Origin of the sequence: Glutamicibacter sp. NPDC087661 (assembly GCF_044743275.1) — a bacterium.
Taxonomy (GTDB): Bacteria; Actinomycetota; Actinomycetes; order Actinomycetales; family Micrococcaceae; genus Glutamicibacter.
In genome coordinates this window covers 23,958-35,377 of sequence record NZ_JBIUWE010000005.1, presented here as the reverse complement: position 1 = coordinate 35,377, position 11,420 = coordinate 23,958, and the positions used below count along the sequence as shown (strand labels likewise).

General features: G+C 61.4%; 11 protein-coding genes. 5 read left to right on the top strand and 6 right to left on the bottom strand.

Features of this window, described 5'->3' with window-relative positions:
- Positions 1 to 44: 44 nt before the first annotated feature.
- On the bottom strand, positions 45 to 248 hold the full coding sequence (locus tag ACIOTN_RS13605) for a hypothetical protein (protein ID WP_146112924.1): 204 nt from the start codon (positions 246 to 248) through the stop codon (positions 45 to 47).
- Positions 249 to 273: 25 nt separating this feature from the next.
- On the opposite strand from ACIOTN_RS13605, the gene ACIOTN_RS13600 reads away from it, so the two are divergent.
- Positions 274 to 792 carry a CGNR zinc finger domain-containing protein gene (locus ACIOTN_RS13600; protein ID WP_105661743.1) on the top strand — a complete coding sequence of 173 codons (519 nt, stop codon included), beginning with the start codon at positions 274 to 276 and terminating at the stop codon, positions 790 to 792.
- Between the two features lie 85 nt (positions 793 to 877).
- Entirely contained in the window at positions 878 to 1,444 is a 567-nt protein-coding gene (locus ACIOTN_RS13595; protein WP_388024124.1) for a GNAT family N-acetyltransferase, read from the top strand.
- Positions 1,445 to 1,498: 54 nt separating this feature from the next.
- On the opposite strand, the gene ACIOTN_RS13590 is transcribed toward ACIOTN_RS13595, so the two are convergent.
- Entirely contained in the window at positions 1,499 to 1,921 is a 423-nt protein-coding gene (locus ACIOTN_RS13590; RefSeq protein WP_146112923.1) for a hypothetical protein, read from the bottom strand.
- A 303-nt stretch (positions 1,922 to 2,224) separates the two neighbouring features.
- On the opposite strand from ACIOTN_RS13590, the gene ACIOTN_RS13585 reads away from it, so the two are divergent.
- Positions 2,225 to 4,006 (top strand): acetyl/propionyl/methylcrotonyl-CoA carboxylase subunit alpha, encoded by a 1,782-nt coding sequence (locus ACIOTN_RS13585; RefSeq protein WP_402735613.1) that lies wholly within the window; start codon positions 2,225 to 2,227, stop codon positions 4,004 to 4,006.
- A 71-nt stretch (positions 4,007 to 4,077) separates the two neighbouring features.
- Here ACIOTN_RS13585 and ACIOTN_RS13580 read toward each other — a convergent pair whose 3' ends face one another.
- The 4 genes from ACIOTN_RS13580 to ACIOTN_RS13565 form a co-directional block, all read right to left on the bottom strand.
- Complete coding sequence (locus tag ACIOTN_RS13580; protein WP_286134141.1) at positions 4,078 to 4,533, bottom strand: DUF6176 family protein; 456 nt, start codon at positions 4,531 to 4,533, stop codon at positions 4,078 to 4,080.
- A 102-nt stretch (positions 4,534 to 4,635) separates the two neighbouring features.
- Positions 4,636 to 5,376 (bottom strand): SDR family oxidoreductase, encoded by a 741-nt coding sequence (locus ACIOTN_RS13575; RefSeq protein ID WP_181149032.1) that lies wholly within the window; start codon positions 5,374 to 5,376, stop codon positions 4,636 to 4,638.
- A gap of 183 nt (positions 5,377 to 5,559) precedes the next feature.
- Positions 5,560 to 6,948, bottom strand: coding sequence for an MFS transporter (locus ACIOTN_RS13570; RefSeq protein WP_105657113.1), 1,389 nt, complete (start codon positions 6,946 to 6,948; stop codon positions 5,560 to 5,562).
- Between the two features lie 335 nt (positions 6,949 to 7,283).
- A complete protein-coding gene (locus ACIOTN_RS13565; RefSeq protein ID WP_181148819.1) occupies positions 7,284 to 8,693 on the bottom strand; it encodes an NAD(P)H-quinone dehydrogenase in 1,410 nt (469 codons plus the stop codon).
- 126 nt (positions 8,694 to 8,819) lie between these two features.
- Between ACIOTN_RS13565 and ACIOTN_RS13560 the strand changes: the two genes are divergently transcribed.
- Positions 8,820 to 9,620 carry a purine-nucleoside phosphorylase gene (locus tag ACIOTN_RS13560; RefSeq protein ID WP_105657112.1) on the top strand — a complete coding sequence of 267 codons (801 nt, stop codon included), beginning with the start codon at positions 8,820 to 8,822 and terminating at the stop codon, positions 9,618 to 9,620.
- Between the two features lie 52 nt (positions 9,621 to 9,672).
- Complete coding sequence (locus tag ACIOTN_RS13555) at positions 9,673 to 11,403, top strand: phospho-sugar mutase (protein ID WP_105661907.1); 1,731 nt, start codon at positions 9,673 to 9,675, stop codon at positions 11,401 to 11,403.
- The last annotated feature ends 17 nt before the right edge of the window (positions 11,404 to 11,420 follow it).

Below are 11,420 nucleotides of genomic sequence, written 5' to 3'. Positions count from 1 at the left end.
GCCGGCAAATGGTGTCTTCCGCCCCACAGCGGAAGGCACCTTTTTCATGCCTGCAGTTCCCTGCTCAGCAGCATCTGTTCGTGCCCGAACCCGCGCTGGAGCATGATGTGGCGCCGGCAGCGGCGGCAATGGAAGTATTCAACAATCCCGGCGGAAGTCCGATGCCTGGATCCGATCTCCCAGCAGTGCTCATGGACATCGGTTTCCTGCCGGGAATCAACGGCTTGGCTGTGCTGTGCAATAGTCATGGCTCCAGCATGATGTAATGCTCTTATGCAACTCAACCCTTACGGAGAATATGCGGTGCTCCTCGCTGCGTCGCTGGCCAATGACTGGCCATCGGACCGCGACGGCATCGAACAACGCACCCGGCAGAGCGGCATGACCATGCCTTTTCCGCGGCTCGCCTCGGACTATGCCCAAACGCGCGCGGTAGTGGATGACTGGCTGGACATCGTTGACGCGCCGTCCGATCCCGAGCGGGCGCTGCTGCTGAATTTGCAGGCGGCTCGAGCTTCGGCCTATCCGCGCCTGGTGGACCACGATGGGGAGGGTTGGCACCTGCACTATCGCGATGACGGCCAAAGCATGCCCCAGGTGCTGCGCTCGGTCTTCTGCGTGGGCACGGCATTGCACCTGACCACCAGGGGCATGCACCGGCTGCGGCGCTGCGAGGCCGCACCCTGCGGCCACGTGGTTGTGGACGTGACACGCAACGGGCGCCAGCGTTTCTGCTCGGTGCGTTGCGCCAATCGCGCGGCCGTCAGGCGGCACCGCGAACGGCAGGCGTAGCTGCCGGGGCTGATTCATGCCAGGCCGGAACCATGGCGTGGCGGCGCACGGCGGGAGGCCGGGTTGGCTTGGCTAGGATATGGATGTGACTTCAGCTATCCGTTCCGCGCGCCGCGCGGATATTCCCAGTGCGTCCTCTACTTTGGCCGAGGCGTTTGCGTTCTACCCCTGGACACGGTGGAGCATTCCAGCCGATCGCTACCTGGAGCGCTTGGAACGCCTTCAAGCCGTCTACCTTTCCCACGCTCTGGAGCATGGAGTCGTCCTGGTCAGCGAGGACCTCGACGGTGTCGCTGCGCTCCTGCCACCAAGTTGTCCAGAGCCTGGCTTGGGCATGCAGGAAGAGATTTCGCAGCTGATGGGCGATCGCTTGGAGATCACCTACGGAGCCGACCTGCCACAGCGGCCTGAGAACGCGTGGGACTTTGCCACGCTTGGGGTTGCTGGATCCAGCGTTGGACGGGGTCTTGGTTCGGCACTCATCAGCCGGTGCCTGAACCATATTGCCGCGTCGGACTATCCCGAGGTGTCGCTGGAAACATCCAACGAGAGAAACGTCCGCCTATACGAGCGGCACGGTTTCGAGGTATTGCATCGCACCGCGATAGCAGAGGGACCTGTGGTGTACACCATGGGCGCCAACCTTGGATAGCCCAATCCTGCAGGCGTCAAGCGGCCCTTCAGGAATCCCTTGGCTCCCGGCCAGCTAGAACACTAGAATGTTCTCGTGGATCCTGGTCCAGCCCGCCTCTTCCAAGTCCGAGAAGTCGGCTCCGGCCCGGACCAGCATCATCCTCGTTCCAGGGGCGCTCACTTCGACGATGGCATCCGCGTCCCCGGCCCCGCCGCATCCGCCAGCTGCCGAGGCCTCTCCTTGGGCGAATTTGAACAGGCAAGCCGTTTGCGCATCTGCCGATGCGGTGGCGAAGTAGTCGGCGTTGCCGTGCGTGACCAGAAAACGCACGGATTGCATGCCAAGGTTCTCCAACTGGCTCCTATCCCCCGGCCACTGGTCGGTTCCAGCCGGATCGCGGTCAAGCGCCGGGATGCCGCTCCCACTGGAGCAACCGGCCAAGGCGAGCGTTCCAGCAGCCAGCAGCGCACAGAGCGCCTTGCCTTGATTTCCCACGACTGCCTCCTTGTTTTCCATCTTGGCGATAGCCTAGTTCGCCGGGTGCGCGAAGACTAGGGCAGATGCCAGCGCTGCCAGCGCACCAGCGGAGAGCCGCGCCCCTTTCCAGGCCTCGCGGGCGACAGGGTCTGCAAGCCTCGCGGGGCAGGTTCCGCGAAGAGCCAGCACGAAGCTCCTTTGTAGGATTCCTCCAAAAAATTCGCCCTAACACCCTCGTTCTAGGCGATAACTACATATAGTTCCCACAAAAACGATAGGCTCGTAGCTGAGAAACCCTATTTTTAAAAGACAAGGTTCATGATGAATCCATTGACGAAGGTGCTTATCGCCAACCGCGGCGAGATTGCAGTGCGTATTATCCGTGCCGCACGCGATGAAGGAATCGAGTCCGTTGCGGTCTATGCCGACTCGGATCGCGATGCTCTGCATGTGCGTCTGGCTGATGAAGCCTACGCGCTGGGCGGTACCACCGCCGCTGAATCGTACCTTCGCATTGAGAAGATCCTGGACGCAGCTGAACGCTCCGGCGCCGACGCGATCCACCCGGGCTATGGCTTCCTCTCGGAGAACGCCGAGTTCGCCCAGGCTGTTATTGACGCGGGCTTGACCTGGATTGGCCCTTCGCCAGAGTCCATCGACCAGCTCGGCGACAAGGTCAAGGCCCGCCACATTGCTGAAAAGGTGGGCGCTCCGCTGGTTCCCGGCACCAAGGATCCGGTGGCCTCGGCCGACGAGGTATACGCCTTCGCCGACGAGCACGGACTTCCACTGGCCATCAAGGCTGCCTACGGTGGCGGCGGACGCGGCATCAAGGTGGTCCGCAACCGCGAAGAAATCGGCGAGATGTACGACTCGGCAGTGCGTGAAGCTGTCGCGGCTTTCGGCCGCGGCGAATGCTTCATCGAACGCTTCCTGGACGCACCGCGCCACGTGGAGACCCAGTGCTTGGCCGATATCCACGGCAACGTGGTTGTCGTCTCCACCCGCGACTGCTCGCTGCAGCGCCGCAACCAGAAGCTGGTTGAAGAAGCGCCGGCCCCGTTCCTGAGCGAAGAGCAGACCACCCGGCTGTACGAAGCTTCCAAGGCCATCTTGCGCGAAGCAAAGTACAACGGCGCGGGCACCTGCGAATTCCTGGTAGGCCAGGATGGCGTCATTTCCTTCCTCGAGGTTAATACCCGTCTGCAGGTTGAGCACCCGGTCTCCGAGGAAGTCACCGGCCTGGACTTGGTTCGCGAGCAGTTCCGCATCGCCCGCGGCGAAGAACTGGGCTACACCGACCCGGAGATCCGCGGCCACTCCTTCGAGTTCCGCATCAACGGCGAAGATGCCGGCCGCAACTTCATGCCGACCCCAGGCACCATCTCCAAGATGAACCTGCCATCGGGGCCCGGCGTTCGCGTTGACTCGGGCATCGAGCAGGGCGAAAGCGTTTCAGGGAACTTCGACTCGATGATCTCCAAGCTGATCGTCACCGGCAGCACCCGTGAAGTGGCTGCGGCTCGTGCCCGCCGTGCGCTGGAAGAATTCCAGATCGAGGGCATGGCTACCGTACTGCCATTCCACCGCGCAGTGATGAGCGATCCATCGTTCGTTCCGACCCAGGGGCCATTCAAGGTCCACACCCGCTGGATCGAAACCGAATTCGATACCGCCATCGAGCCCCACCCGATGCCAATGGACGGCGAGGACGCAGCCGAGGACGAGCGCACCAGCGTGACCGTTGAGGTGGGCGGCAAACGCCTGGAAGTCACCCTTCCTTCGTCGCTGGGCTCGGTATCCTCCAACGGTGCCGAGAAGGCCGCAGGCAAGAAGAAGCGCAAGCCGGGCCGCAAGGCAGCCAGCTCCGCTGGCGCGAACAGCGCAGAACTGCGTTCGCCGATGCAGGGCACCATCGTGAAGGTTGCCGTTGAGAATGGCGAGGCCGTGGCCCAGGGCGATCTGATTGTCGTGCTTGAAGCGATGAAGATGGAGCAGCCGATTACTGCGCACCGTGATGGCGTGGTCAGCGGCTTGGAAGTTGCCCCGGGCGAGACCCTGTCCTCGGGCGCGGTCATCGCTTCGATCGAAGAAGCCAAGTAGCACTCGTTTGCAACGACGCAGGGCCTGGACAGATATGTCCAGGCCCTGCGTCGTTCTGCAACTGGAATCTTCTACTCTGGCACCTGTCCATGTTCTGCCCAGTGCGCCATGGATGCCTTCAGGTGATCGGGCATGAGCAGGAACTTCGGTTCAAGTTCTTCCCAGCCAGGCATTTTCGCCTGGCGGCTAGCTGCTTCGTGCGCCGCATCGATATCCTGCTGCGTATCGAGCCCGCCGCCGTTCTCGCCTACCAGGCTCAGGTGGTAGATCCATATTGAACCATCGGCTTCCACATGCCTGAATGTTGCTTCCAGCGCTGCCCGTTGTGCCGATAAGGATGCTTCGCATTCCTCGTAGCGCGCATTGAGCATGTCGATCCAGGCGCCAAAGTTCTCATCCTGCCCATCCTTGATCCTTGAACGGCTCAGCTCCAGACGCATGCCTTGCGGCACTGAAGCTGGCATCGCAAAGCCGGGAAAGTCCCGAGGCGTGGGATTGTAGGGAACATGCGGTTCTTTTTCGTCCATGACGTGATGCTTCCAGAATCCACTTGTTTTGTCACGGCTATTCGGATGCTGGAAGTTCCCGCACGCCAGCCAATGGATACTGAATAAGGAGGCTGGTTCGGGCTACTGCCGCGCTAGCCAGGCATCGAAGGTTTCGTGGCCCAACCGGGCGGAACCGCCTGGCAGCAGTCCCCCATCACGCATGGCCTTGCCCATGGGGCCAGGAACAGGCACTTCAACCATCTTTGGAGACCTGCCTTGGGCCTGCAGGTACTTGGCAAACAGGTCGGGAGCGTATTCTTCTTGCGGCCCAGCAAGGTCTTGCACCACGCCCTGCGCCGACCCCTCGGCAAGATCCACTAGTGCTGCAGCCACTTCGATGCCCGCGATGGGCTGCATCCGCATTTTCGGCGCCATCTGCACCGGACCCGCGCCCAGACGCTTGATATTCTGGCCAATGAATTCGTGGAACTGGGTCGAGCGCAGCAGCGTATAGCCACCGGGAAGCATGTGCAGCATCCGCTCTTGCACGGCTTTGCCCGCGTAATAGCTGGAATCCACTTCGGCCGCTCCGATGATCGAGAGCGCCACGTGGTTCTGCACCCCGGACTCGCGCCCCACACTGACGAGGTTGGCCGTCGAGTGGGTGAAATACCGCATGGATGCAGCAGAGCTGGTGGTGGAAACTCCGGAAACATCGATGACCGATTGGCAGTCAACCAGCCACTGCTTTACCGCGTTGCGGTTCACCAGGTCGCATCCCACGGACCGTGCGAGCACCACTGGTTCGTGGCCAGCACTCTTGAGTTTTTCGACCACCAGCGTGCCGATAGCGCCGGTGCCTCCCGCAACTGCAATACGCATGAGCATTCCCCTTCGGTATTGGATATTCCGCGTCCCATGCTTCCATGCCGCGCATCAAGTTGTCAGGGGTTGATGGCCCTTTTCAGCTCGTATTCATCCAGGCTGCACGGAAACGGGAAACGGCCCGGCGAATCATCATGGCTTGATGATTCGCCGAGCCGTTCCCTCGGCAAGACTGTCGAACTACTCGACCCACTCTTCCATGTCCATGTCAGAGGTATCGCGCGTCATGAACAGCGCGACCAAGGTCAGTACCGCGCCAAGTGCCAAGTACAGGCCAACGCCGGTGGTGTTGCCCGCACCGGCCTTCCACAGGGCTACAGCCACGAAGGAAGCAGGAGCCGCACCGATCACCGAGGACATGTTGTAGGCAACAGCCGAGCCGGTGTAGCGGACATTGGACGGGAACAACTCAGGCAGATACGCAGCCATTGGGCCGAAAGTCAGACCCATCAGGGTGAACCCGATGATCAGCCCGGCCATGGCAGCGCCCTGGCCTGGACCGAAGAACAGGGTCCACGACAGTCCGAAGACGAAGATGCCCGCGGTAACCCAGATCAGGAACTTGCGGCGGCCGAACTTCTCAGCCAACGGGCCGGAAACCACGGTGAAGATACCGAAGAAGACGACACCGATGATCAGCATTGTCAAGAAGGTCGGGCGTTCAATGCCCAAGCCCGGAACGAAGCCTGCGGCGTCAAAGGTCTTGCCCTTGGCTTCAGCTGCAGCAGTCGCCTGCTCGACGGTAGCTGGCTGGGTGCCGTAGGTCAGGGTGAAGGAGGTCATCAGGTAGAACAGCACATAGGTTGCCAGCATGATGAAGGTACCGGCCAGGGTTGGGCGCCAGTGCTTCTTCATGGTCACCGCAAACGGCGACTTCACTACCTTCTTCTGGTCCAGGACCTTCTTGAAGGACGCGGATTCAACCAGCTTCAGGCGTACCCACAGGCCGATGATCACCATGACTGCCGAGAAGTAGAACGGAACGCGCCAGCCCCATGCCATGAACTGCTCTGCAGTGCAGAAGGTCTGCAGGGCCACGAACATCAGGTTCGCGATGATGAAGCCGATGGGTGCGCCCAGCTGGGGGAACGTGCCGTAGATGGCGCGCTTGTTCTTCGGCGCATTCTCGGTGGCCAGCAGCGCAGCGCCGGACCATTCGCCGCCCAGCGCCAGGCCCTGTGCGAAGCGCAGCAGCACCAGTGCGGTCGGAGCCAAAACGGTCCAGTTGCCCGCGGCCGGCGGCAGGAAGCCGATTAGGAAGGTGGCAATGCCCATCAGCAGCAGTGACGCCACCAGGGTGCCCTTGCGGCCGAGCTTGTCGCCGTAGTGGCCGAAGATGATCGAACCCAGTGGACGAGCCACGAAAGCCACGCCGAAGATCGCGAACGATGAAAGGATCGCGTTGATGGTGGAGGCGTTAGGGAAGAACAACGCCGGGAAAACGAGAACCGACGCGGTGGCGTAGGCGTAGAAGTCGAAGAATTCGACAGTGGTGCCAATCATGCTGGCAAACAGCACGCGACCGCGGGTGTTTTCCTTCGGCGCCACTGCTTGGTTAGCCTGCGACATGGAGGCTGCTCCTTAGAGTGAAAGTACGAGTCAGATGTTCATTTACGTTGCCATAATCGTAAACCTCGGTGACCAGTATTCGGATATTGATGTCCAGCATTTGGACACCAGATGAAATGAAAATGAACAGCAAACGGCAATCCACGGGCCTACTAGCAGGAATATGCGCTTCCACATATTGAGACGTGACCTGAGAAGACGGTTTTTACACTTATATCAGAGTCGGTCGGCAAAGTGAATGGCGTCACAAGAGCTTGTATTACGGCATTAATGGCAAAAGGACGGCATCTCCCTGAATGCAAGGGAAATGCCGCCCTGGAAAAGTTCTTCAGAACCTACCGATGACGGTGCAGGCGACGTGCCGCTTCGGCCAGCGAACCGGACAATGACGGGTAAACGGTGAAGGTTTCAGCCACGTCATCAACATGAAGGCTGTTCTGGACCGCCAGTGCCAGCGAGAAGATCAATTCACTGGCACGCGGAGCAACCACAACACCGCCGATAACAGTGCCCGAGCCCTTGCGGGAAACGATCTTCACGAAGCCCTGGTCCACGTTCATCATCTTGGCACGAGCGTTGGTGTTCAGGTCAACCTTGATGATGTTGGCCTGGTACTTGCCCTCGGCAACCGCACGCTGGGTCACACCCACGGTAGCGATTTCCGGGGAGGTGAAGACGTTGGATGCCACTAGATCCAGGTTCAATGGCTTTACCGAGTCGCCGAGCAGGTGGGCCACGGCAATGCGGCCCTGCATGGCTGCTACCGAAGCCAGGGCGAAGACGCCCGTGCAGTCGCCGGTAGCGTAGATGTTGGTTGCGGTAGTGCGCGAAACGCCATCGACCTTGATGTGGCCCGAGTCGGTCAGCTGCACACCGGCTTCTTCCAGACCCATGTTGGCGGTATTGGGGATGCCGCCCACTGCAACCAGGCAGTGGCTGCCTTCGAGCACGCGACCGTCCGCCAAGGTGACCAGCACCCTGTCGCCCTGGCGCTCCACGCCCTCGGCGCGAGCCTGGGAAACAACGTTAACGCCGTTGTCCTTGAAAGCATCTTCCAGCACGCCAGCTGCGTCTGCATCCTCGCCGGGCAGCACGCGGTCGCGCGAGGAAACCAGCGTGACCTTGGCACCGAGCAAGTTGTACGCCGAAGCGAATTCTGCACCGGTAACGCCGGAGCCTACAACGATCAGGTGTTCAGGCACCTCGTTCATGTTGTAGATCTGGGTCCAGTTGAAGATTCGCTCGCCATCAGGCTTGGCGGTAGGCAGTTCGCGCGGGTGGGCTCCCACGGCAATCAGCATGGCGTCCGCTTCGATTTCCTGCTCGGAACCATCCGGGTGCGATACGGCAACCGTGTGGTCGTCCAGCAAGCGGCCCTCGCCGATCACGATGCGCACGCCAGCGCGTTCGAGGGTGGTGCGGATATCCGAGGACTGCTCCTTGGCAAGATCCAGCAGGCGGTGGTTCACCACCGAGAAGTCGGTGACGGCCGAGTCGAGGCCGTCAACGTGGACTCCAAAGGTCTCTGCGTGCTTCACCCGGCGCACTGCGTCCGCCGTAGCGATCAGGGTCTTGGAGGGCACGACGTCGGTCAGCACCGCTGAACCGCCCATGCCTGCACGCTCCACGACGGTGACATTGGCGCCCAGCTGGGCTGCACCCATGGCAGCTTCGTAGCCGCCAGGTCCTCCGCCGAGAATAACTAAACGGGTTGCTTCATTCCTACGATCTGCGCTCACATTCACTATTGTTCACCATGCACGGTGATTGCGCACATCGAAGCACGATCCCGGAACGTGATTTTGAATCTGAAGCACTAGTTTCACCTGACAAAGCGCCCCGCTACCGGTAGCGTATTTCCCGTGACTGATATGCAAAATGACCCACAGGTCCTGGCGGCACAAGCTGCCCAGGCAATCGCCGAACAGACCGGCGTCGAAAAACACGACATCGCGGTGGTCCTGGGCTCCGGTTGGGGCCAGGCCGCCGAACTCATCGGCGAAACCACCCACACCCTGGATGCCGCCTCCATTCCAGGCTTCCATGCCCCGGCCGTACCCGGGCACAAGGGCAGTATCTCCTCGATCCTGACGTCCACTGGAAAGCGGGTCCTGGTTCTGGGTGCCCGCACCCATTACTACGAAGGGCGCGGCGTGCGCGCGGTAGTCCACCCCATCCGCACCGCGGCAGCTGCCGGCTGCGAGCAGCTGGTGCTCACCAACGGTTGCGGCGGCCTGAATCCGAACTGGACCCCAGGCACCCCGGTAATGATCTCGGACCACATCAACTTGACTGCCGCCTCCCCTTTGGAGGGCGCGACCTTCGTTGACCTGACCGACCTGTACTCCTCGCGCCTGCGCGAGATTGCCCTCGCAGTTGATCCGACCCTGGATCAGGGCGTGTACGCGCAGTTCACCGGACCGCACTACGAAACCCCGGCCGAAGTCCAGTACGCCAAGGTGATCGGTGCTGATCTGGTCGGCATGTCCACCGCATTGGAAGCAATAGCCGCCCGCCATGCAGGCATGGAGATCTTCGGTATTTCCCTGGTGACCAACCTGGCCGCCGGCATCAGCCCGGTGCCGCTGAGCCACGAGGAAGTCATCGAGGCCGGCCAGGCCGCCGGTCCGCGCATCTCCAAGTTGCTGGCACAGATCATCGCGAAGCTCTAAGCCTCGCATTATCGGCGCAAAGAAGCAGTCAGTGTCCTTCGAAGGGAAATCAGTGAATCACACGCAGAAAATCCAGTTGCTTGATGCGGCGGGCCAATGGGCAGCCCAGGATCCCGATCCGCAAACGCAGGAAGAACTGCAATTACTGATCCAGCGCGTCACCGACGGCGACGCGCTGGCCTTCGAGGACATCGCCGACCGCTTCAGCGGCGTCCTGGAATTCGGCACCGCAGGCCTGCGTGCCGAATTGGGCGCCGGCCCGATGCGCATGAACCGTGTGGTAGTCCTGCGCACCGCTGCGGGCATCGCCCGTTTCCTGGGCGAAAAGGCCAACGGCGGATATGTCCCGAAGGTCGTCATCGGATTCGATGCCCGTTTCAACTCGGATGCCTTCGCCAAGGATTCAGCAGCCGTCTTCGCCGCTGCCGGTTTTGAGGTGCTGCTGATGCCCTCGGCCTTGCCGACCCCGGTGCTGGCTTGGGCCGTTCGTGAATTCAGCGCGGAAGCCGGCGTCATGGTCACGGCCAGCCACAACCCTCCGCGGGACAACGGCTACAAGGTATACGTGGGCGGCAGGATCACCGATGCGCCGGGCCGCGGGGCTCAGATCGTCTCCCCCATCGATGCGCAGATCGCTTCCTTGATTGACCATGACCAGCCAGTGGCGCAGATCCCGCTGGCACAGTCCGGTTGGGAAGTGCTCCCGGCCCCAGGCGAAGAAGGCGATATCGAGGCAGCCTATCTCGCTTCCATCCACCCGATCATCGAAGCTAACCAGCCGCAGGGCCTGGTGCGCAAGAATCTGCGAATTGTGGTTTCGGCAATGCACGGCGTGGGTGGCCACACCATGCGCCAAGCCCTGCTGAACGCTGGTTTCGACGACGTGCACATGGTCGTTGAGCAGGAACACCCCGATCCGCTCTTCCCTACCGTGAAGTTCCCTAACCCCGAGGAGCCAGGGGCCATCGACCTGTCGCTGGAACTGGCCCGCACGGTCGGTGCTGATCTGGTCATTGCCAATGACCCCGATGCCGACCGTTGCGCGGCAGCCATCCTCGACGGCGGCAGCTGGCGGATGCTGCGCGGCGATGAGGTAGGTTGGCTGCTCGGGGACCAGGTCTCCAAGACCTTGCCAGAGGGCAAGAAATTGGCCAATTCCATCGTGTCTTCGCGCATGCTGGCAGCCATCGCCAAGGACGCCGGACGCGAGCACGAAGAAACCTTGACCGGATTCAAGTGGATCTCACGCGTTGAGGACCTGGGCTACGGCTACGAAGAAGCCCTGGGCTATTGCGTAGCCCCGGAACTGGTGCGCGACAAAGACGGGATTTCTGCCGGGATCGTCCTGGCCGATCTGGCTGCGCAGTTGAAGGCCTCGGGCAGCTCCATCCCGGACCGCCTGGATGAACTGGCCGCCAAGCATGGCGTGCACGTCACCGACCAGCTGTCCCTGCGCTTCACCGACTTGGCGCAGATCCCGGTGCTCATGGAAAGGATCCGCAAGAACGCTCCGGCCTCGCTGGGCGGCTCCGAGGTTTCCGAGGTGACCGACCTGTCCAGGGGCACCGAGAAGCTCCCTGCGACCAACGCCATGGTCTTGCATACATTTTCCGGTGCCCGAGTGATCGTTCGGCCCTCGGGAACGGAACCGAAACTCAAGTGCTACTTGGAAACTATTGAGCCGGTCGATGATCTGGCCGAGGTCCCTGAAGCCCGCAAACGCGCTACCGCGCAGGTCTTGGCAATCAAGGATGAATTGGCAGCTTACCTGAATGCCAACTAGGCTTACCCCTTCGAGAC

What these genes read in the sequence shown, in the direction of transcription:
- ACIOTN_RS13605 (WP_146112924.1), bottom strand. Translation starts at nt 248, where the DNA reads ATGACTATTGCACAGCACAGCCAAGCCGTTGATTCCCGGCAGGAAACC.
- ACIOTN_RS13600 (WP_105661743.1), top strand. Translation starts at nt 274, where the DNA reads ATGCAACTCAACCCTTACGGAGAATATGCGGTGCTCCTCGCTGCGTCG.
- ACIOTN_RS13585 (WP_402735613.1), top strand. Translation starts at nt 2,225, where the DNA reads ATGAATCCATTGACGAAGGTGCTTATCGCCAACCGCGGCGAGATTGCA.
- ACIOTN_RS13580 (WP_286134141.1), bottom strand. Translation starts at nt 4,533, where the DNA reads ATGGACGAAAAAGAACCGCATGTTCCCTACAATCCCACGCCTCGGGAC.
- ACIOTN_RS13575 (WP_181149032.1), bottom strand. Translation starts at nt 5,376, where the DNA reads ATGCGTATTGCAGTTGCGGGAGGCACCGGCGCTATCGGCACGCTGGTG.
- ACIOTN_RS13570 (WP_105657113.1), bottom strand. Translation starts at nt 6,948, where the DNA reads ATGTCGCAGGCTAACCAAGCAGTGGCGCCGAAGGAAAACACCCGCGGT.
- ACIOTN_RS13560 (WP_105657112.1), top strand. Translation starts at nt 8,820, where the DNA reads ATGCAAAATGACCCACAGGTCCTGGCGGCACAAGCTGCCCAGGCAATC.